The sequence below is a fragment of the Rhodococcus sp. SB1D genome (assembly GCF_048573875.1).
In the GTDB taxonomy this organism is placed as follows: domain Bacteria; phylum Actinomycetota; class Actinomycetes; order Mycobacteriales; family Mycobacteriaceae; genus Rhodococcus_F; species Rhodococcus_F qingshengii.
Map to the genome: position 1 here is coordinate 229902 of NZ_JBMAIQ010000001.1, position 21654 is coordinate 251555.

20 protein-coding genes are annotated in these 21654 nt (G+C 62.6%); 19 read left to right on the forward strand and 1 reads right to left on the reverse strand.

What is annotated here, in order from left to right; all coding sequences use genetic code 11:
- Position 1: 1 nt before the first annotated feature.
- From ACN50D_RS01080 to secA, 14 genes are all read left to right on the forward strand, one after another.
- On the forward strand, positions 2-961 hold the full coding sequence (locus tag ACN50D_RS01080; RefSeq protein ID WP_003940794.1) for a cation diffusion facilitator family transporter: 960 nt from the start codon (positions 2-4) through the stop codon (positions 959-961).
- Positions 962-1047: 86 nt separating this feature from the next.
- Positions 1048-2544 carry an amino acid permease gene (locus tag ACN50D_RS01085; RefSeq protein ID WP_007731185.1) on the forward strand — a complete coding sequence of 499 codons (1497 nt, stop codon included), beginning with the start codon at positions 1048-1050 and terminating at the stop codon, positions 2542-2544.
- 111 nt (positions 2545-2655) lie between these two features.
- Positions 2656-3882 (forward strand): alkane 1-monooxygenase, encoded by a 1227-nt coding sequence (locus ACN50D_RS01090; RefSeq protein ID WP_007731187.1) that lies wholly within the window; start codon positions 2656-2658, stop codon positions 3880-3882.
- The gene (locus ACN50D_RS01095; RefSeq protein ID WP_003940827.1) at positions 3882-4067 is read left to right on the forward strand and encodes a rubredoxin; all 186 of its coding nucleotides are present in this window, start codon (positions 3882-3884) and stop codon (positions 4065-4067) included. The genes ACN50D_RS01090 and ACN50D_RS01095 overlap by 1 nt, the downstream gene beginning before the upstream one ends.
- On the forward strand, positions 4064-4246 hold the full coding sequence (locus ACN50D_RS01100) for a rubredoxin (RefSeq protein ID WP_003940894.1): 183 nt from the start codon (positions 4064-4066) through the stop codon (positions 4244-4246). The genes ACN50D_RS01095 and ACN50D_RS01100 overlap by 4 nt, the downstream gene beginning before the upstream one ends.
- A gap of 48 nt (positions 4247-4294) precedes the next feature.
- Positions 4295-4936: a TetR family transcriptional regulator gene (locus ACN50D_RS01105; RefSeq protein ID WP_003941024.1), complete on the forward strand. Its 642-nt coding sequence runs from the start codon at positions 4295-4297 to the stop codon at positions 4934-4936.
- Positions 4937-4996: 60 nt separating this feature from the next.
- On the forward strand, positions 4997-6475 hold the full coding sequence (gene ahcY / locus ACN50D_RS01110; protein WP_003940766.1) for an adenosylhomocysteinase: 1479 nt from the start codon (positions 4997-4999) through the stop codon (positions 6473-6475).
- 80 nt (positions 6476-6555) lie between these two features.
- Complete coding sequence (locus tag ACN50D_RS01115; RefSeq protein WP_007731190.1) at positions 6556-7197, forward strand: dTMP kinase; 642 nt, start codon at positions 6556-6558, stop codon at positions 7195-7197.
- Between the two features lie 116 nt (positions 7198-7313).
- Positions 7314-7991, forward strand: coding sequence for an MtrAB system response regulator MtrA (gene mtrA / locus ACN50D_RS01120; RefSeq protein ID WP_003941013.1), 678 nt, complete (start codon positions 7314-7316; stop codon positions 7989-7991).
- Positions 7988-9727 carry an MtrAB system histidine kinase MtrB gene (gene mtrB / locus ACN50D_RS01125; RefSeq protein ID WP_019747781.1) on the forward strand — a complete coding sequence of 580 codons (1740 nt, stop codon included), beginning with the start codon at positions 7988-7990 and terminating at the stop codon, positions 9725-9727. Before mtrA ends, mtrB begins: the two co-directional genes overlap by 4 nt.
- On the forward strand, positions 9724-11502 hold the full coding sequence (gene lpqB / locus ACN50D_RS01130; RefSeq protein ID WP_003940768.1) for an MtrAB system accessory lipoprotein LpqB: 1779 nt from the start codon (positions 9724-9726) through the stop codon (positions 11500-11502). The genes mtrB and lpqB overlap by 4 nt, the downstream gene beginning before the upstream one ends.
- 33 nt (positions 11503-11535) lie before the next feature.
- A complete protein-coding gene (locus tag ACN50D_RS01135) occupies positions 11536-12267 on the forward strand; it encodes a ComF family protein (protein ID WP_003940811.1) in 732 nt (243 codons plus the stop codon).
- Between the two features lie 175 nt (positions 12268-12442).
- On the forward strand, positions 12443-13123 hold the full coding sequence (gene hpf, locus ACN50D_RS01140) for a ribosome hibernation-promoting factor, HPF/YfiA family (protein WP_003940893.1): 681 nt from the start codon (positions 12443-12445) through the stop codon (positions 13121-13123).
- Positions 13124-13254: 131 nt separating this feature from the next.
- A complete protein-coding gene (gene secA / locus ACN50D_RS01145; RefSeq protein ID WP_007731191.1) occupies positions 13255-16098 on the forward strand; it encodes a preprotein translocase subunit SecA in 2844 nt (947 codons plus the stop codon).
- 36 nt (positions 16099-16134) lie between these two features.
- Here the strand turns inward: secA and ACN50D_RS01150 are convergent, their stop codons facing one another.
- Positions 16135-16653, reverse strand: a complete 519-nt coding sequence (locus ACN50D_RS01150) for an Rv3235 family protein (RefSeq protein WP_249342675.1) — start codon at positions 16651-16653, stop codon at positions 16135-16137.
- A 130-nt stretch (positions 16654-16783) separates the two neighbouring features.
- Here ACN50D_RS01150 and ACN50D_RS01155 point away from each other — a divergent pair, with 130 nt between their 5' ends.
- The 5 genes from ACN50D_RS01155 to ACN50D_RS01175 all read left to right on the forward strand — a co-directional run bounded on the left by ACN50D_RS01155 (position 16784) and on the right by ACN50D_RS01175 (position 21634).
- Positions 16784-17209, forward strand: coding sequence for an HAD-IA family hydrolase (locus ACN50D_RS01155; RefSeq protein ID WP_003940859.1), 426 nt, complete (start codon positions 16784-16786; stop codon positions 17207-17209).
- Complete coding sequence (locus tag ACN50D_RS01160) at positions 17203-18612, forward strand: WS/DGAT/MGAT family O-acyltransferase (protein WP_007731194.1); 1410 nt, start codon at positions 17203-17205, stop codon at positions 18610-18612. Before ACN50D_RS01155 ends, ACN50D_RS01160 begins: the two co-directional genes overlap by 7 nt.
- A gap of 23 nt (positions 18613-18635) precedes the next feature.
- Positions 18636-19136 (forward strand): DUF6912 family protein, encoded by a 501-nt coding sequence (locus tag ACN50D_RS01165; protein WP_030535010.1) that lies wholly within the window; start codon positions 18636-18638, stop codon positions 19134-19136.
- A gap of 92 nt (positions 19137-19228) precedes the next feature.
- Positions 19229-20347, forward strand: coding sequence for a ferredoxin reductase (locus tag ACN50D_RS01170; protein WP_007731196.1), 1119 nt, complete (start codon positions 19229-19231; stop codon positions 20345-20347).
- Positions 20348-20371: 24 nt separating this feature from the next.
- Positions 20372-21634, forward strand: a complete 1263-nt coding sequence (locus tag ACN50D_RS01175; RefSeq protein WP_003940901.1) for a fatty acid desaturase family protein — start codon at positions 20372-20374, stop codon at positions 21632-21634.
- Positions 21635-21654: the final 20 nt, after the last annotated feature.

The window sequence follows — 21654 nt, forward strand, 5'->3', positions numbered from 1 at the left end:
TGTGTCGGCTCATGGTGGCAAGAAGGCAATTCTGGCGGCCCTCGGAGCCAATGCCGGAATTGCCGTAGCCAAGTTCGCCGGATTCTTGATCACCGGATCGTCGTCGATGCTCGCCGAATCGGTGCACTCGGTGGCCGACACGTCCAATCAGGGTTTGCTGCTCCTGGGGCAGAAGAAGGCAGAACGTGACGCGGATCAACTGCACCCGTTCGGCTACGGGCGCAACCGATACTTCTATTCGTTCGTCGTTGCACTGGTGCTCTTCACCCTCGGTTCGCTGTTCGCGATCTACGAAGGCATTCACAAGATTCAGCATCCGGAAGAACTCAATTCGGCTTTCGTGGCAATCGCGATTCTTGTCATAGCGATTTGTCTGGAGGGCTACAGCTTCCGGACCGCAGCGAAGGAATCACGACCGCTCAAGGGAAATGCGTCGTGGTGGAACTTCATCCGAACCTCTCGTAGCCCGGAACTCCCGGTTGTGCTGCTCGAGGACACCGGCGCATTGATCGGTCTCGTCCTTGCACTCGGCGGCGTCGGCCTCACGATGGTGACCGGAAATCCGGTCTTCGACGGCATCGGAACTCTGTGCATCGGTGTCCTGCTCGGCATCATCGCGGTCATTCTGATCATCGAAATGCAGTCGCTGCTGATCGGTGAGGGCGCAACGGCGGTGGAGACCGAACTGATCCTCAACGCCCTGGTCGACGGAACTCGTATCGAACGCGTCATTCATTGCAAGACGCAGTACCTCGGTCCCGAGGAGATCCTTGTTGCTGCCAAGGTTGCGGTGCCGATCGGATCGACGATCTCGGACGTGGCGACGGCGATCGACGAGGCCGAGTCTCGCGTGCGCGCTGCAGTGCCTGCGGCGCGGGTGATCTACCTCGAGCCGGACCTGGATCGTCTCAGCGCAGGAGATCGCCCTGAAACAGATCTACAGGCTCCCGACAAACCCTGAACAAAGCTGCGCCTGCGGGCTTAGGCTGATGCCATCTCTCTACTTGCCCATGGTGGGACCTGCTGGTCCCCAGCAAGGAGGCGGCAATGGCTGTCAAGGACGAGCAGGCCGGATCTGGACGGTCGAAGCTGTTTCGAACCAAATCGATCGAGCAGTCCATCAAGGACACCGACGAGCCGGAAACCAAACTCCGGAAAGAACTGAACTCGTGGGATCTCACGGTGTTCGGTGTCGCAGTCGTCATCGGTGCGGGCATCTTCACACTCACGGCTCGGACGGCGGGAAATGTCGCCGGGCCGTCGGTCTCGCTCGCGTTCGTCATTGCCGCCATCGCCTGCGGACTGGCAGCGCTGTGTTACGCCGAATTCGCGTCGACGGTCCCGGTTGCCGGTAGCGCGTACACGTTCTCGTACGCGACGTTCGGCGAATTCGTCGCCTGGATCATCGGCTGGGATCTCATCCTCGAATTCGCCTTGGCGTCTTCGGTGGTCGCCAAAGGCTGGTCGCTGTACCTCGGCGAAGTGATGGGCTCACGCAGCCCGATCGTCGAGTTGGGGCCGATATCCTTCGACTGGGGTGCGGTGCTGGTGATCGCTGTCATCACGATCCTGCTCGCGACCGGCACAAAACTCTCGTCGAGGGTGTCGCTGGTGATCACGGCGATCAAGGTCGCGGTGGTGTTGCTGGTGATCGTCGTCGGCCTCTTCTACATCGACACCGACAACTACTCGCCGTACATTCCGCCGTCGGAGCCGGGCTCGACGGGAGAGGGCATCCACCAGTCGTTGTTCTCGTACGTGACCGGGGCCGGTGGCAGCACCTTCGGGTGGTACGGATTGCTCGCGGCAGCCAGTCTGGTGTTCTTCGCGTTCATCGGCTTCGACGTCGTCGCCACGACGGCGGAGGAGGCGAAGGAGCCGCAGAAGGCGCTGCCACGCGGCATCCTGGGTTCGCTCTTGATCGTCACGGTTCTGTACGTGGCGGTGACACTGGTGCTGACCGGGATGGTGAAATACACCGAGCTCGAGGGCGATACCTCCAACCTGGCAACGGCATTCGCCTTCCACGACATCACGTGGGCGAAAAACGTCATCTCGTTCGGTGCGTTGGCCGGTCTCACGACAGTGGTGATGGTGTTGATGCTCGGGCAGACCAGGGTGCTCTTCGCGATGGCACGCGACGGTCTGATGCCACGACGCCTGGCGCCGACCGGCAAGCACGGAACCCCTGTGCGGATCACGATCTTGGTCGGCGTCGTGGTCGCGGTGCTCGCCGGCGTTTTTCCGATCGGCACCCTCGAGGAAATGGTCAACATCGGCACACTGTTCGCTTTTGTTCTCGTCTCGATCGGGGTTCTCGTGCTCCGTCGGACGCGTCCCGACCTACCTCGCGGATTCAGGGTGCCGCTGGTCCCGCTGGTCCCGATTCTGGCCGTCCTCGCGTGTCTGTGGCTGATGTTCAACCTGTCGGTGGAGACCTGGATGAGGTTCGTGGTCTGGATGGCCCTCGGCGTTGTCATCTATTTTGCCTACAGCAGACAGCATTCGATGATCGGGAAGCGTGAACGCGGCGAAATCGAGTAGATGTACAAAGTTTATGATTTGTCTATCACTTGTACAAAATCAGTAGTACTGTCTACCTCATAGTGAACTGACTCACAGTTTTCGGGTCGGTCCGAATCGAGGAGGTAGACCGTGTCGACGCACGTGGACTCGCAATCCGGCCAGACGCTCCCGCCCGAGCAGTGGCGTGACAAGAAGAGATACCTCTGGCTGCTCGGCCTCGTGCCGCCGACGGCGGTCTTCATCGCCGTCGGATTGGTCGCGTTGTTCAACAGTCTCGGATGGAATGCGGTCTCGCCGGTGTGGTGGTGGATCGGGCCGCTTCTCGTCTACATCCTGCTCCCGATCCTCGACGTCTTCTTCGGCCCGGACGGCGAGAATCCGCCGGACGAAGTGATGGAGCGCCTCGAGAACGACAAGTACTACCGGTATTGCACCTACATCTACATACCGTTCCAGTTGGTCAGCCTGGTCCTGGCCTGCTACCTCTGGTCGGCGACCGATCTGTCCTGGCTCGGAATCGACGGGGGACTTGGGCTGATCTCCAAGATCGGTCTGGCGATCAGTATCGGTTGTGTCGCAGGAATCGGGATCAACACCGCACACGAGCTCGGTCACAAGAAGGACGATCTCGAACGCTGGTTGTCGAAGATCACTCTGGCGCAGTCGTTTTACGGCCACTTCTACATCGAGCACAATCGTGGACACCACGTGCGCGTCGCCACGCCCGAGGATCCGGCGTCGTCTCGCTTCGGTGAGAGCTTCTGGACCTTCCTGCCGCGCAGTGTGTGGGGATCTCTGCGCTCGTCGTGGTCCCTGGAAAAGGCCAGACTCGATCGACTGGGTAAGAAGCCGTGGACAATTCGCAACGACGTCCTGCATTCGTGGTTGATGTCCGTCGTACTGTTCGGTGTCCTCGTCGCCGTCTTCGGCCTCTCGGTACTGCCGTTCCTGGTGCTGCAGGCCGTGTTCGGATTCTGTCTGCTCGAAACCGTCAACTACCTCGAACATTACGGACTGAAGCGTCGTCGTCTGGACAGCGGGCGGTACGAGCGTGCAGCACCGGAGCACAGTTGGAACAGTGATCACATCTGCACCAACATCTTCCTGTATCACCTCCAGCGTCACAGCGATCATCACGCGAACCCGACGCGTCGTTATCAGACGCTTCGAAGCATGGACGGTGCGCCCAACCTGCCCAGTGGGTACGCGAGCATGATCATCCTCGCCTACGTTCCACCGCTGTGGCGAAAAGTGATGGATCCCAAAGTCCTTGCGCACTACGGCGGCGACATCACCCGCGTCAACGTTCAGCCGTCCAAGCGTGATCGCCTCCTTGCTCGGTACGGAGCAGCGTGATGAGCAGCTATCGATGCCCGGTGTGTGAATACGTCTACGACGAATCGAAGGGTGCACCACGAGAAGGGTTTCCGGCGGGCACGCCGTGGGATGCCGTGCCGGACGACTGGTGCTGTCCGGACTGCGGCGTGAGGGAAAAGCTGGACTTCGAGCCGATGCCGGCAACGGCGGGGAGTGAATCATGAACGACTACAAGCTGTATCAGTGCGCGCAATGCGGCTTCGAGTACGACGAGGCAGTCGGCTGGCCGGAGGACGGTATCGAACCGGGCACTCGCTGGGACGACATTCCCGAAGACTGGAGTTGCCCGGACTGCGGGGCGGCGAAGAGCGACTTCTTCATGGTTGAGGTCGAACGACGGTGAGATGCGTCGGCGTCGAACGGACCTAGGTGCGGCGGTAGTGTCGTCACCATGACTTCGACGCCCACTCGTCTGCCGCAGAAAGAAGCGTCGCGCCTGCTGCTGCGTACGTCGGTGCTCGATTCGATGCGTGAGTTGTTGACCGAGCGCGACTGGTCCGAGGTGACGCTGACGGTTCTGGCCAAGCATGCCGGTGTGAGTCGTCAGACGCTCTACAACGAGTTCGGCTCGAGGCAAGGGCTTGCCGAGGCGTACGCGCTTCGCCTTGCTGACGGCTTCGTCGACGCGGTGGACGAGGCCATGGTGGCGAACGACGGACGTGCAGTCGAGGCATTGACGGCGGGTTTCGGATCGTTTTTCGCCTCCAGTGCAACCGACCCGTTGGTGATCTCTCTGCTCACCGGTGAGGCCAAGCCGGACCTGCTTCGCCTGATCACCACCGACAGTGCGGTCATCATCGAGCGCGCGTCGTCGCGGCTTGCGGAGAGTTTCCAGCGAGGGTGGATTCAGGCGTCACCCGCCGACGCCGGAATTCTGGCCAGGGCGATTGCGCGTCTCGGGCTGAGCTACATTTCGATGCCGCCGGAGTCCGAGGCTTCGGTGGCGGAGGATCTGGGCATACTGCTCGGGCCGTTCATCGACGTGGCGCGCGAGGGCCGCGCAGTAGAGGGGCGGGCGGGAGAGGGCGTCTAACCGATAGCCTGGTACACCGATAGGCTTGTGCAGAGTATGCACGTCAACCAGGAGAGGCAGATGACGACCTCAGTTTCAACAACGCCCGTGGCCGAGAGCCGTAACGGCATCGACTTCAAAGTTGCAGATCTTTCGCTCGCGGAGTTCGGTCGCAAGGAAATCCGTCTGGCAGAGCACGAGATGCCCGGCCTCATGGCGCTTCGTCGCGAATACGCAGAGGTGTTGCCGCTCAAGGGCGCTCGCGTTTCCGGCTCGCTGCACATGACCATTCAGACCGCGGTGCTGATCGAGACGCTGACCGCGCTCGGCGCCGAGGTCCGCTGGGCTTCATGCAACATCTTCTCCACGCAGGATCACGCTGCCGCCGCCATCGTCGTCGGTCCGCACGGCACCCCGGAAGAGCCCAAGGGCGTTCCGGTTTTCGCCTGGAAGGGTGAAACCCTCGAAGAGTACTGGTGGGCAGCCGAGCAGATGCTGACCTGGCCGGGTGAGCCTGCCAACATGATTCTCGACGATGGCGGCGACGCCACCATGCTGGTGCTCAAGGGCGCACAGTTCGAGAAGGCCGGCGTCGTCCCGCCGACGGACGACGACCAGGATTCCGACGAGTACAAGGTCTTCCTTGCACTTCTGCGTCAGTCCCTCGAGTCCGACAAGGGCAAGTGGACGGCAATCGCCGAGTCCGTCCAGGGCGTCACCGAGGAGACCACCACGGGCGTTCTGCGCCTGTACCAGGTTGCCGCTGCCGGTGAACTCACGTTCCCCGCTATCAACGTCAACGACTCGGTCACCAAGAGCAAGTTCGACAACAAGTACGGCACGCGCCACTCGCTGCTCGACGGCATCAACCGCGGCACCGACGTTCTGATCGGCGGCAAGGCTGCGCTGGTCTGCGGTTACGGAGACGTCGGCAAGGGTTGTGCCGAGGCACTTCGCGGCCAGGGCGCTCGCGTCGCGGTCACCGAGGTCGACCCCATCAACGCCCTGCAGGCGCTCATGGACGGCTTCGAGGTCAAGACAGTCGAGCAGGCCATCGGCTGGGCCGACATCGTGATCACGTCCACCGGTAACAAGGACATCATCACGTTCGAGCACATGAAGGCCATGAAGCATCAGGCCATCCTGGGCAACATCGGTCACTTCGACAACGAGATCGACATGGCCGGCCTCGAGAAGTCCGGCGACGTCACGCGGATCAACATCAAGCCGCAGGTCGACGAGTTCACGTTCGCCGACGGCCACTCGATCATCGTGCTGTCCGAAGGCCGCCTGCTCAACCTCGGCAACGCGACGGGCCACCCGTCGTTCGTGATGAGCAACAGCTTCTCCAACCAGGTCATCGCGCAGATCGAACTGTGGACGAAGCCGGACGAGTACGACAACGAGGTCTACCGCCTCCCGAAGCACCTCGACGAGAAGGTCGCCAAGATCCACGTCGAGGCACTCGGTGGCACGCTGACCAAGCTCACGAAGGATCAGGCAGAGTACATCGGCGTCGACGTCGAAGGCCCGTACAAGCCCGAGCACTACCGCTACTGACCCGGTGATTCGTCACTGAGGATGTAGTGTCCGCCGTCCCCCGGTCTGCGCAAGCAGGCCGGGGGATAGGCTTGTCCGCCGTGGGAACACTGGTGGCATTGGAAGGCCTCGACGGCGCTGGAAAGCGAACGTTGATCGGCAAAGTGGAGAGCGAACTCCGCCGCGGCGGCACGTCGATCGCGACTCTGGATTTTCCGCGGTACGGGAAGTCGATCCACGCGGATCTTGCTGCCGAGGCACTCAAAGGATCGCACGGAGACCTGGCTGAATCCGTGAACGCGATGGCAGTCCTGTTCGCCCTGGACCGCGCGGGTGCGGCGGATCGGATCTCGGACCTGTTGTCCGCCAACGACATTGTTCTCCTCGACCGCTACGTGGCGTCCAACGCCGCCTACAACGCGGCGCGCGCGCATCAGGGCGTGGACGGCGAGATGGTCGCCTGGGTCCGTGAATTGGAGTTGGGTCGACTCGCTCTTCCCGCTCCCGATCTGCAGTTGTACCTCGACGTACCGGTAGCTCTGGCCGAGCAGCGTGCCCGCTCGCGTGAGGCCGAGGACGCGTCGCGTCAGCTCGACGCCTACGAGCGCGACGGCGGCCTGCAGGCCAGAACCGGTGAGCTCTACAAGCAGTTGGCAGCGACGGACTGGGTCTCGCCCTGGTGGATCGTGGGGCCGGAGACGGACCCGGGCGAACTGGCGCGCAGGCTCGCGGATTTCGCGTGATCGGTCACCCTTGCGGCCGGGATTCGAACTTTCCGGCACAGTAGAGGGAAAGACGCGGCACGCCGCACGGCCTCGTAACGGTCTGATTCATCGCTCCGAGATGCAACGATAGGGATATGAAACCAAGGATTCTGGTTGTCGACGACGACACGGCACTCGCCGAGATGCTCACGATCGTGCTGCGTGGTGAGGGTTTCGATCCCTACGTGGTAGGCGACGGAACCCTGGCGCTCGCGGCAGTGCGTGAGACCCGGCCCGACCTCGTCCTGCTCGATCTCATGCTTCCCGGAATGAACGGGATCGACGTATGCCGAGTTCTGCGTGCGGATTCCGGCGTGCCCATCGTGATGTTGACGGCCAAGACCGACACCGTCGACGTCGTGCTCGGCCTCGAATCCGGTGCGGACGACTACATCATGAAGCCGTTCAAGCCGAAGGAGCTGGTGGCGCGGGTGCGTGCTCGCCTGCGCCGCACGGAAGAGGAGCCGGCCGAGCTGCTGAGCATCGCCGACATCGTGATCGACGTTCCGGCACACAAGGTCAGCCGCGGCAGCGAGCAGATCTCGCTCACACCACTCGAATTCGACCTGCTGGTCGCATTGGCGCGCAAGCCGCGCCAGGTGTTCACCCGTGAAGTCCTCCTCGAGCAGGTGTGGGGATACCGCCACGCCGCCGACACCCGCCTGGTGAACGTGCACGTTCAGCGTTTGCGCGCCAAGGTCGAAACTGATCCCGAGAATCCCGAAGTGGTTCTGACGGTCAGGGGGGTCGGCTACAAGGCCGGACCGCCGTGAGCGGAGTTTCCAGGTGGCGTCGTCGTCTCAACCGACGGCTGACGCCATTTCTGCGGTGGTGTCACTCGATGAGCAACACCCTCGCGCACACGTGGCGACGCTCGCTCCAATTGCGAGTGGTCGTCTCGACTTTGACGTTGTCCTTGATCGTCATCGTCATTCTCGGTGTCGTGCTGACCAGCCAGATCACCGATCGGCTGTTGGAAACGAAGATCACCGCGGCGACCGAGGAAATGGACCGAGCCCGCGGCATCGTCGAAGACCAACTCGCGGGCGTCGACGATTCGACGGCGCTCAACGTTCAATTGGAAAGCGCTGCATCCGGACTGACCAGCCGTCGAAACCAGACCTCGGGCCAGGCCTCCGGGTCGGCCGGCACCTTCGACCCGGTGCTCATCGTGCCAGGGGACGGGCCGCGCCAGCCGACGAGTTCGGGACCGGTCGATCAGATCCCCGACAACCTTCGCGAGTTCGTCAAACGCGGCCAGATCAGCTACCAATTCGCGACGGTGTCCAACCCGAACGGTTACTCCGGTCCAGCGCTGATCATCGGTAGCCCCACCGCGTCGTCGATATCGGGACTCGAGCTGTACCTGATCTTCCCGCTCGCCAGCGAAGACCGGAGTCTGTCGCTTGTTCGAAGCACCCTGCTGATCGGTGGAGCCGTGTTGCTGGTGCTCCTGGCTGCGATTTCGCTGTTGGTTGCCAGGCAGGTCGTGCTTCCCATCCGATCGGCCTCACGAATCGCGGTGCGTTTCGCAGACGGCCGACTCAAGGAACGAATGCCGGTCCGCGGCGAGGACGACATGGCGCGCCTGGCCATGTCCTTCAACGAGATGGCCGAGAGTCTGTCCAAACAGATCACCCAGCTGGAGGAGTTCGGCAGTCTCCAGAAACGCTTCACCTCCGATGTCAGCCATGAACTCCGCACACCTCTGACCACGGTCCGGATGGCAGCCGACCTGATCTACGACGGCAGCGAGAACCTCGACCCGATGCTGCGTCGGTCGTCGGAACTGCTTGTCGCCGAACTGGACAGGTTCGAAGGGCTACTGGCGGACCTCCTCGAGATCTCCCGTCACGACGCCGGTGTCGCGGAACTTGCGTCCGAACAACTCGACGTCCGTATGTGTGCGCGAGCGGCCGTTTCCACGGTTCGCCATCTCGCCCGCGAATCCGGCACCGAACTGATCGTGGACATGCCCGACGAGCCGGTCATGGCAGATGTCGATCCGCGCCGCGTCGAACGCATCCTGCGAAATCTCCTTGCCAACGCCATCGACCACGGTGAGGGGAAGCCGATTCTGCTTCGCCTTCGCGCCGACGACAATGCCCTCGCCTTCATCGTCCGCGACAGTGGCGTCGGGTTGCGTCCGGGCGAGGAGAAGTTGGTCTTCAACCGGTTCTGGCGATCGGACCCGTCCCGCGTGCGCCGCAGTGGCGGCACCGGACTCGGCCTCGCGATCAGTGTCGAAGACGCGAATCTGCACGACGGCAAGCTCGAGGCCTGGGGCGAACCGGGAGTCGGCGCCTGCTTCCGGCTGACGCTCTCGCGCACCCGTGGCAAGAAAGTCGTGTCGAGCCCACTGCCTCTCAAGCCGACGACCACAAAGTTCGTCCGCACGCCGAGCGAAGCCGACATCGTCGCCGATACAGTCGGCGAGGTCACGTCGTCCCTGCCGACTCCGCGCGAATCGGACTCGCGGAACGAGTCCAACGGTGGGGATCGATCATGATCGGAACCCGCCGCCGTCTGGCACTTCTCGCAACAACGCTCAGCGTGCTGTTGCTGACCGGCGCGTGCGCGAGTTTGCCGGAATCCTCCTCGCCGCAGGCAATCGGAACTCTGGCAACCGCTGTGCCCGGAACCTCCGTCGAATCACCGGCCTCGGGGCGAGAGCCGGACCTGCTGGTACGTGACTTCGTAAAGGCGAGTACCGATCCGTCCAACCGGCACGCCGCAGCCCGTCAGTACCTGACCAAGGACGCTTCGGCGCGTTGGGACGACGCGGCAAGTGCTGTCATCGTCGACAAGGTCGATGTGCTCTCGGTTTCTCGAACCAGCACCGAAGCCGTCTACACGATTCGTGTGAACAAGGTCGGTCGCCTCGACCCGGGAGGACTGTACGTTCCCGAAGAGGGCAGCTTCGAAGCGAGGATGACCCTGGCGTTGACCGACGGCGAATGGCGGATCAGTGATCTGCCTCCCGGCGTGATCATGGAGCGTCCGCAGTTCCTCGGCGCTTACCAGCGGAAGTCGTTGTTCTTCCTCGACCCCACCAGCCAGACGGTCGTCCCCGATCTTCGCTGGATCTCCGGCGGGCAGGACCAGGTGGCGGCTCAGCTGATCGGTCTGATGATCGACGGACCGAAGGCAGCGCTGGCGCCGGCTGTGCGAAACGAACTGGGCAATGGCGTGTCGGTGATCGGTCCGATCACCAAGGCCGACGGTAAGCCGGGACAGGTCGGAGTCGGTCTCGGTGGTGTGCGCATCAACTTCCGCCTTGACAACCCGATGGATGCTGCTACTCGCGGTTTGTTTGCAGCACAGGTCATTTGGACGCTCGCCAACGCCGATGTGGCAGGGCCGTACGTTCTGGAGATCGACGGCGAACCGCTGGACGCGGCTCATGCCGACGGCTGGACCACCGCCGACGTCGCATCCACCAACCCACTGGCCACCACGAGTGCAACCGTCGGACTGCACGCACTGCGCAACGGTTCACTGGTGAGTGTCACCGAGCAAGAGGCGACTCCGGTGCCCGGTTTCGCGGGCAATGCGGGCAACCTCACGGCGGCTGCTCTCTCACGGGACGGCAAGTTGGTGGCAGCCGTCGCGGACACCGCTCGGCCGGATCCCGGCACAAGATTCGACTTGTCGCTCGGGACATACGGCGAAGGGTCCGTTCCGGTACTCGAAGGCAGCGCCATCACCAGGCCTTCGTGGGAGCTGGACAACAACGCGGTCTGGACGGCTGTGAACGGCAATACCGTCGTTCGGGTCGTCCGTGAACCAGGCACCGGCCGGGTGTCGGTCACCAACGTCGACGTCGGGGCCCTGACGTCGGTCGGTTCGACGATCTCGGAACTGCGTCTGTCGCGGGACGGCGTGCGAGCGGCGATGATCATCGACGGCAAGGTCTACCTGGCTGTGGTCGTGCGCACCGCCAGCGGGGTCTACGCCCTGACGAGTCCACGCGCAGTGGCGTCCGGCTTGGGCAGTACCGCGCTCTCACTCGACTGGAGCAACAGCGACACCATCGTAATCGCGCGCAGTGGAGCCGACATACCGGTCGTCCAGGTCGCGATCGACGGCTCACGAATGGACGCGCTGCCGAGTGGAAACCTGACCGCTCCCGTCACCTCCGTGGATGCATCGCCGACCACCGAGTACGTCGCCGACGCGCGTGCGGTGTTCCAACTGAACAACAACGACCCCGCCGGGGATCGCCGCTGGCGTGAGGTGACCGTGCTGACCGGACAGAAGGCGATTCCGGTTCTGCCTGGCTGACGTCTCTGCGCTCTGGTGAATGTCTGCGCTCTGATGCATGTCGGTGCTCAGGTTCATGATTCGGCCATGGGGGACAAGAAATTCGGTGCCGGTCTGCTCGACCTGCTGTTGCCACGCGAGTGTGGTGGGTGTGGCCGCTCGGGGACTCTGTGGTGCGGTGAGTGCGCGGAACTGCTGCGCGATCATCCGCTTCAACTGAGTCCGCGCGTGGATCCGGGCGTGCCCGTCTGGGCACTCGGCCGCTACGACGGCCCCAGGCGGCGCAGTGTGATCGAGATGAAGGAACGGGGTCGTCGGGACCTCGCGATGCCTCTGGGGATCGCTGTGGCCGACGCGTTGGCCACTCTGGAACGGTGGGGCGAGCTCGGCAGCGGGGGTCGTCCGCCGATCGTGCTGGTGCCGGCTCCCACGCGCGCCCGAGCGGCGCGATCTCGCGGGGGTGATCCGGTTCGCCGGATAGCCGAAAGTATGCGCGGAAAGCGGGAAATTGGTTCTGTCGCGGGTCGTCCGGTACGTGTCTGTCCGATTCTCCGGATGACGCGAGGTGTACGTGACTCGGTGGGACTGTCCGCGGCCGACCGGGTGACCAACGTGAACGGTCATGTGTCTCTCGACACCACTGCGATCTCTTCGATTGCCGGGGACAGTGACATCGTCCTGCTCGACGACGTCCTCACCACGGGAGCGACTGCGGCAGAGTCGGTTCGGGCCCTCTCGCTCAGTGGGATTCGGACAACTCTCGTGCTTGTCCTTGCAGGGGCTTAGATGAATTTCGTTGGAACAGTGGCACTCGCGCGCGTTACGTACTAGCGTCGGCGGCACACCCGAAAATACTGGTAGGAGGTGGTACTTCGATACTGGTGCCGGGCGGATCCCCTCTCGGTACTTGCAGAATTTGCCGCCGCCCACCGTGGGGCGGGGCCGTAATTGGGAGGTACGAGTGACGACCCCTTCGCAAGCCTCGTTTTTCATCGAGGACGCCACCATCGAGCGTTCCGAGAATGCCGCAGCTCCGAGATCCGACGTCGTAGTCAAGGGACGAAATGTCGAGATCCCCGATCACTTCCGAATCTACGTTTCGGAAAAGCTGGCGCGACTCGAACACTTCGACCCCTCCATATTCCACTTCGACGTGGAACTCCAACATGAACGCAACCGACGACAGGCCAAGAGTTGCCAGCGCGTCGAGATCACCGCTCGAGGTAAAGGCCCGGTGGCCCGAGCCGAAGCGTCCGCAGACAGCTTCTACGCCGCCTTCGAATCGGTGATCGACAAGCTCGAGAGTCGCCTCCGTCGAACCAAGGACCGCAAGAAGGTCCATTACGGCGACAAGCGACCGGTGTCCGTCGCGGAGGCAACCGCCTCCCTCGTCGACGCAGATTCACTCGGAGTCACACCGGACATTTCGCTGAACGGTCAAGAGCCGGACGAGTACGACGGCCCGGGACGCGTGGTCCGCACGAAGGATCACCCGGCCGAGCCGATGACCATCGACGACGCTCTCTACGAGATGGAACTGGTCGGACACGACTTCTTTCTCTTCCATGACAAGGAGTCGGACAAGCCGTCCGTCGTCTACCGTCGTCACGCTTTCGACTACGGATTGATCCGCCTGACATGACCCAATCGGTGGTGGGTTTGCTCGCTCGCCGCCGGTAGCGCCTACCATGGAATCCGGCCGGAGTTTTCGGACCCCGGCCGGATTTTCAGTGTGTGACCCCCTGTCGCCGAAGATTGAGGACGAAGAAGACTGTGCCGTCGCTGTCGCTATCGAAGCTGCTCCGTGTTGGTGAAGGTCGCATGGTCAAGCGGCTCAAGCACATCGCCGAGCATGTGGAATCTCTGTCGCCCGATGTCGAAGGCCTGACAGACGAGCAACTCAAAGCCAAGACCACCGAGTTCCGTGAGCGCTATGCCGCCGGGGAAACTCTCGACGAGTTGCTGCCCGAGGCATTCTCGGTTGCCCGCGAGGCGTCGTGGCGCGTGATCGACCAGAAGCACTTCCACGTGCAGATCATGGGCGGCGCGGCCCTGCACTTCGGCAACGTCGCCGAGATGAAGACCGGTGAGGGCAAGACCCTGACCTGTGTTCTTCCGGCATACCTGAACGCGATCGCGGGTGACGGCGTCCACGTGGTGACGGTCAACGACTACCTCGCCAAGCGTGACTCCGAGTGGATGGGCCGCGTTCACCGCGCCCTCGGCCTCGAGACCAGCGTGATCCTCTCGGGTATGACGCCGGCCGAGCGCCGCGTCGCCTACGCAGCCGACATCACCTACGGCACCAACAACGAGTTCGGGTTCGACTACCTGCGCGACAACATGACGCATTCGTTGGACGACCTGGTCCAGCGTGGCCATGCGTTTGCCATCGTGGACGAGGTCGACTCGATCCTCATCGACGAAGCCCGAACCCCCCTCATCATCTCGGGCCCGGCCGACGGCTCCAGCAAGTGGTACAGCGAGTTCGCGCGCATCGCGCCGCTGCTGAAGAAGGACGTTCACTACGAGGTCGACATCCGCAAGCGCACCATCGGTGTGCACGAGGCGGGCGTCGAACTGGTCGAGGACCAGCTCGGTATCGACAACCTGTACGAAGCCGCGAATTCGCCGCTGGTGAGCTACTTGAACAACGCGATCAAGGCCAAGGAGCTCTACACCAAGGACAAGGACTACATCGTCCGCGACGGTGAGGTCATCATCGTCGACGAGTTCACCGGCCGCGTGCTGGTCGGCCGCCGCTACAACGAGGGCATGCACCAGGCGATCGAGGCCAAGGAGAAGGTGGAGATCAAGGCGGAGAACCAGACCCTTGCCACCATCACCCTGCAGAACTACTTCCGTCTGTACGACAAGTTGTCGGGCATGACGGGTACCGCCGAGACGGAAGCTGCCGAGCTTCACCAGACTTACACGCTCGGTGTGATCCCGATCCCGACCAACCGTCCGATGGTCCGAGTCGACAACGGCGACCTCATCTACAAGACCGAGGAAGCCAAGTTCGACGCGGTGGTCGACGACGTCGTCGAGCGCCACGAGAACGGCCAGCCCGTCCTGATCGGTACCACCAGCGTCGAGCGCTCGGAGTACCTGTCCAAGCAGTTCACCAAGCGCGGCGTTGCCCACAACGTCCTCAACGCCAAGTTCCACGAGAAGGAAGCGACCATCATCGCCGAGGCCGGTCGCTCCGGCGCGGTCACCGTCGCGACCAACATGGCCGGCCGCGGTACCGACGTCGTGCTCGGTGGTAACCCGGACATCATCGCGGACATCGCGCTGCGCAAGAAGGGCCTCGACCCGGTCACGACGCCGGACGAGTACGAGGCGGCTTGGGACGCAGTCCTGGACGAGGTCAAGGCTGAGGTCAAGGCAGACGCCGAGAAGGTCCGCGATGCCGGCGGCCTGTACGTCCTGGGCACCGAGCGTCACGAATCGCGCCGAATCGACAACCAGTTGCGTGGTCGTTCCGGACGTCAGGGTGATCCCGGCGAATCGCGGTTCTACCTCTCGCTCGGTGACGAGCTCATGCGCCGTTTCAACGGTTCGGCACTCGAGTCGATCATGACGCGCCTGAACCTGCCCGACGACGTCCCGATCGAAGCCAAAATGGTCTCGAAGGCCATCAAGAGCGCTCAGACCCAGGTGGAGCAGCAGAACTTCGAAATTCGCAAGAATGTCCTCAAGTACGACGAGGTCATGAACCAGCAGCGAACGGTCATCTACAAGGAGCGCCGCCAGATCCTCGAGGGTGAGGACATGGAAGGCCAGGTCGAGCAGATGATCACTGACGTGGTCACCGCCTACGTCGACGGTGCCACCGCCGAGGGATACGTCGAGGACTGGGATCTCGAGCAGCTGTGGACGGCGCTGAAGACGCTGTACCCGGTCGGCATCGATCACAAGACGTTGGCAGGGGAGGACGGCGCAGGCATCAACAGTGACCTGAGCCGTGACGACCTGCGAACCGCTTTGCTCGAAGACGCCCACGCGGCGTACAAGAAGCGCGAAGCCGAGATCGATGCGATCGCCGGCGAAAACGGTATGCGTGAACTCGAGCGTCGTGTCTTCCTCTCGGTCCTGGACCGTAAGTGGCGTGAGCATCTCTACGAGATGGATTACCTCAAGGAGGGAATCGGTCTGCGTGCGATGGCCCAGCGCGATCCGCTGGTCGAGTACCAGCGCGAGGGTTACGACATGTTCATCGGCATGCTCGACGGATTGAAGGAAGAGTCCGTCGGATTCCTCTTCAACCTGCAGGTCGAGGCAGCTCCGGCGCAGCCCGCAAGTGGAATTTCCGTCACCGCGGGCTCTGCCGCCGCGGCGTCCGCCACGGCGCCCAAGCCGCTCCCCACGCAGGAGGCTGCGGCCAGGACAGCCGGAACTGCCGCCCCGACGGCGTTGCGCGCCAAGGGACTTGACGACGAAGGTCCGTCGCGTCTGACGTACACCGGCCCGGACGAGGACGGCAAGGCAAAGGCAACACGTGACTCGGCTGCCGACACCGGCGACGGTGCCGCCTCTCGTCGCGAACGTCGTGAAGCCGCACGGACGCAGTCGAAGAGCAATCGAGCTCCGAAGTCCAAGCGCAAGCGCTGAGGTATTAGCGCAGTCAGTACTCGGCAGGCTGGACGGTCACACCACGTGTAGTGCGGTGACCGTCCAGCCTGTTTCGTCTGTGTGGTCGATCCGGCCTGCGACGGCAAAAGTCTGCGTGCCTCGTGTGTACGTCGCACAGACTTCGGCGGTACTCTCCGACACTGCTTGAACGTGGGTGCGGTGAACGGCCGCGCCGCCCAGCTTCCGGGCCGAGAAATCCGAAGTGTAAAGTCTCGCAACAACTTCCAGGACGGACGGCGTCAACACGCCCTTGAGTTGCCGTGGATTTCGTCGTCGGTCGACGGTTTCGAGAACCAGACGTAGTGATCGGTTCCAGAAGATGTCGGCACCTACCAGCCGCGGTTCCGGAGCGTGAGTGAACCCGGTACTGGGCGACGTTCCGTTGTGTGGCGTCTTTCGCGGGCGACGCAGCATCCGGTCTGTTCGGCACTGCGTTCGGTCTGGCCGGCACTGTGTCCGCGACAGCACGACGGTATGCGGGTGAGGCTCGAATTGCGGCGCCGGCTCGAGAACGATCTTGCAGTCCTGCTCCATGACATCCCCCCGGATGATCCTGCGTCCGAGACAGCTGTCTCGGACTTCGCTCCCCCGAGCGATGGTGAGAAGCATGACACGAATCGCTCGAGATGTCGCCGTGATCACCATCGCGACTTAGGGTGATGGCGTGCGGGGACTTCTGTTGGATGTCGGTGGCGTGCTGTTCGGTCCGGGATCGGATCTCGACGGCTTGAGCGCGGTCGTGCGCGCGGTGAAGGCCCGCGGAATCGTGACGGGAATCGTCAGCAACGATCCCGGCGGCGCCAGTGCTCAGTGGTTGCGGGATCTCGGCGACGGGGTCTTGGTCGACGACGTGATCTTGTCCGGTGATGTCGAGATGGCAAAGCCCGACGCCGAGATCTATCTGTTGGCAGCGAGTCGTTTGGGCGTCGAGCCGGAGGATTTCGTTTTCGTGGATGATCTCGAAATCAACGTCCGGGCGGCTGTGGCCGTCGGGATGGTCGGGGTCCATCACGTCGGCTCGGAATCGACCATCGAGGAGTTGTCGATTCTGTTCGATCTCGGCGAAGGAGGGGACACGAAGCCATGGTGAACAGACTGACGACTCAGGATGCCGCTTTCTACTTCCTCGAAGCCGGGACGACGCCGATGCATGTCGGCTCGTTGGGGATCTTCAGGCAACTGCGAAACGGGATCGATCACGAGGAGTTGCTTCGACTTGTCGAAGAGCGGCTCGGATCGGTTCCGCGGTACCGACAGAGAGTTCGCGAGGTGGCGTTCGGTCTGGCCCGCCCCGTCTGGGTGGACGACTCGGATTTCGACATCACCTATCACGTACGCCGATCTGCTCTGCCCAAACCAGGTTCCGACGAACAGCTGATGGATCTGATCGCGCGGCTGACGTCGAGACCACTCGACAGCACGAGGCCGTTGTGGGAGATGTACCTGGTCGAGGGGCTGACCAGAAACAGATTTGCCATCTTCACGAAGTCTCATTCGTCGTTGGTGGACGGCGAGGCGGCTCCAGAGATCAGTCAGGTGATCTTCGATCCGGAGAAGAATCGAGCGCCAGGCCCCGAAGAATTGTGGATGCCCGCCAGGCCGCCGAGCGATACCAGCTTGTTGGTCAGTGCACTGGCGGATCTCGTAACGAGCCCGGGGGAGGGGATCGCACGGGCGCGTGCAGCGTTCAACGACGTGACCACATCCGTCACCGAGGCTGTGAGTGCACTCGGGAAACTCGCGGAAGTGGTTCGAACGGCGACGCAGGTAGCCCCGTCGAGCCCGCTCAACGCCACCATTTCGCGCAATCGACGCCTTGCGGTGGCCAAGACGTCTCTGGAGGACTATCGACGTATTCGCGCGCGGTACGGGTGCGAGATCAACGACGTGATTCTGACCGTCATCGCAGGTGCGATGCGGAACTGGTTGCTCTCGCGCGGTGAACCGGTGACCGAGGCGACCATCGTGCGAGCGATGGTGCCCATGTCGGTCTACACCGACGGCCCGGAGAGTCCTGACGTCGACGATCCGCAAGCGCCCGGACATGTTTCCTCGTTCCTCATCGACCTGCCTGTCGGTGAACCCAACGCGGTGGTTCGGCTCTCGCACGTGGCCCATGCGACGGAGGCATTCGCGCGTCAGGGTCGGCGGGTCACCGCGCAGACGATGGTGCGAATGTCCGGGTTTGCGCCGGCGACGCTGCATGCGATGAGCTCCCGCGCGGCCAGTAGTCTGTCGCAGCGAATGTTCAACTTGATGATCACCAATGCGCCAGGGCCGCAATTTCCGCTTTACCTCGGTGGTGCTCGGATGCTCGAGATGTATCCCGTGTCGCCACTGCTCAAGAATCAGACACTCAGCATCGCCCTGACGTCGTACGACGGAAATGTCTACTACGGTTTGAATGCCGACCGTGACGCGATGTCGGACGTCGACGTCGTTCGTTCGCTGATCTTCGAGTCACTCGAGGAATTGACGGATGCGAGTCGGTGACGAACGAGCATGAAGGTGGTCTCATGAGGGTGTACGTACCGGCGACGGTCGAGATTTTGCAGCAGTTGGTCGCAGATCAGGAGTTCGACCCTATGAGCCGGACGGCTTTTGCGGTCACCCCGACTCTGCGTGAGTCGTACGCGGCGGGGGACGACGACGAGTTGGCCGAGGTCGCCATGGGTGAGGCTGCGCGTGCGTCGCTGCGACTGATCGCCGGAACCGAGGGTGACGTCACCTTCCGGCGTGCTGTCGTCGCCGCCGACGTCGACGATGCCGATGTGAAGTTACGGCCCGATCTCGACGATTCGGTAGTCCGATTGGCGGGTCCTGTCACGATGGCTCAGGTTGCATCTGTGCATGTCGACCTCGAACAGGCAGAATCGGACATCGAGCGCGCTGCTGGCATAGTCGACGCGGCGGATCTCGGTGACGCCGATGCCGAGTTCACGCTCGGTGACGCGGAGGACCACGAGTTGGCGTGGTACGCCGCGCAAGAGTTGCCGTTCTTGCTCGACCTGCTGTGAATGTGCTTACCGTGAAGTAACCTACGGTACCGTAACCTGATAACCTACGGTACCGTAGGCAGTGGGTTCGGAAGGTGAGAGGTGGAGGTCTGATGGGTCTGAAGGACTGGATCGAGGCACCGGCAGCGTCGGTAGTTCCGGCAGCGCGGTCGAAGCTCAATCTGCTTCGCGGTGCGGCGGCTCGGCTGACCACACCATTGCTTCCCGACGACTATCTGCACCTCGCGAATCCGTTGTGGTCTGCCCGCGAGCTGCGCGGCCAGATCGTCGAAGTCCGGCCCGAGACCACGGACTCGGCGACCATCGTCATCAAGCCGGGTTGGGGATTCGACTTCAACTACCAGCCGGGGCAGTACATCGGCATCGGTCTGCATATCGACGGCCGTTGGCATTGGCGGTCGTACTCACTTACCTCGCCTCCCAACTGGGAGAACAAGCGCATTTCCATCGCGGTCAAGGCCATGCCCGAGGGCTTTCTCTCGAGCCACCTCGTCAGCGGGGCCGTGCCGTCGGGAACCATCGTTCGACTGGCCACGCCTTCGGGCAACTTCGCGTTGCCGGATCCGCCGCCGGAGAAGATCCTGTTCATCACCGCCGGCAGTGGCATCACTCCGGTCATGGGCATGTTGCGGACGATGAACCGGCGCGGTCAATTGCCCGACGTCATGCACATCCACTCGGCTCCGACGGAATCCGACGTGATGTTCGCCGACGAACTCACAGCACTGCACGCCGAGCACGAGGACTTCGTGAGCCACGTGCAACTCACGCGACGTGACGGAAAGTTCAAACTCAGTTCTCTCGACACGGTCTGCCCCGACTGGCGCGAGCGCCACACCTGGGCGTGCGGACCCCTCCCGTTGCTCGACGAGCTCGAAGACGTCTGGAAGGCGGAACGCATCGAGGATCGACTCCACATGGAGCGGTTCGCCGTATCGCGCATCGATGCTTCGGCCGACGGTGGCACGGTCACGTTCGAGAAGTCGGGTAAGACGATCACCGTCGACGGTGCGACGACGCTTCTGGAGGCGGGCGAGCAGTCCGGTGCCTTGATGCCGTTCGGTTGCCGCATGGGCATCTGCCAGACGTGTGTCGTACCTCTCGTTGCCGGCCACGCGATCGATCTACGCTCGGGGAAACAGCACGCGGAGGGCGAGCGCATCCAGACGTGCATCTCCGCCGCCGCCGGCGACTGTACGCTGGACGCATAGCTTCTAGGCACACGGAGGACCACGGTGGCCATCACCGATATCAAAGAGTTTTCGCACCTCACCGAGGCCGATGTCGAAGCTCTCGGACGTGAACTCGATCAGATTCGACTCGACATCGAAGACTCTCGTGGGATCCGGGACGCCCGCTACATTCGTCGCGTCATTCGCGTCCAGCGGGCGTTGGAGCTCGGCGGGCGTATCGCATTGTTCGGCAGTCGGTACCGACCGGCATGGTTGGTCGGCACGACCCTGCTGAGCCTGTCGAAGATCATCGAGAACATGGAGCTCGGGCATAACGTCATGCACGGGCAATGGGACTGGATGAACGATCCCGAGATTCACTCCGTCTCGTGGGAGTGGGATCAGACCGGTCCTTCCGAGCATTGGAAGCGCGCCCACAACTACCAGCACCACACGTACACCAATGTCGTCGGTATGGACGAGGATCTCGGTTTCGGGATTCTGCGTATGACTCGTGACGAGCCGTGGAAGCCGATCAACCTCTTCCAGCCGATCGCCAACGTGATCTTGGCGGCCACGTTCGAGTGGGGCATCGCGCTGCACGACCTCACGGCGGCAGCCGAGTTGGAGGGCGCGGAAAAGGGGCAGCTGAACTCGCAGGCGAACAAAGACTTCGCGCGCAAGATCTTTCGTCAGGTGGGCAAGGACTTCATCTTGTTCCCGGCGCTGACGGGGCCGGCGTGGAAGTCGACCATGTCGGCCAATGCGACCGCGAACCTCGTGCGCAACCTGTGGGCGTACGTCGTCATCTTCTGTGGCCACTTCCCGGACGGTGCCGAGAAGTTCACGGTTGCCGAATTCGAGCAGGAGACTCGTCACGAGTGGTACCTGCGCCAGATGCTCGGTAGTGCGAACTTCAATTCCGGCAAGCTCATGGGACTCATGAGCGGCAATCTGAGCTACCAGATCGAGCACCACGTGTTTCCCGATCTGCCGAGCAACCGCTATCCCGAAATCGCTGTGAAGATGCGTGCATTGTGCGAGAAGTTCGATCTCCCGTACACCACCGGTTCGCTCTTCAAGCAGTATCTTCTGGCTCTGCGCACCATCCACAAGTTGGCTTTGCCGGACAAGTGGCTGACCGCAACCTCGGACAATGCTCCGGAAACGTCTTCGGAACTGCGGTTCCGCGACTCGGGATTCCGGGACGCAGCCATGGCGATGGTGGAGGACCTTCGTACCGATCCGATCACCGGTAAGCGTCTCGGTTTGTTGACCGCACTCAAGTCGCAGGCCCGTTCCCGCATGCCGAAGCGCCGGAAGTGATATAGGTTACATCGGGAAAA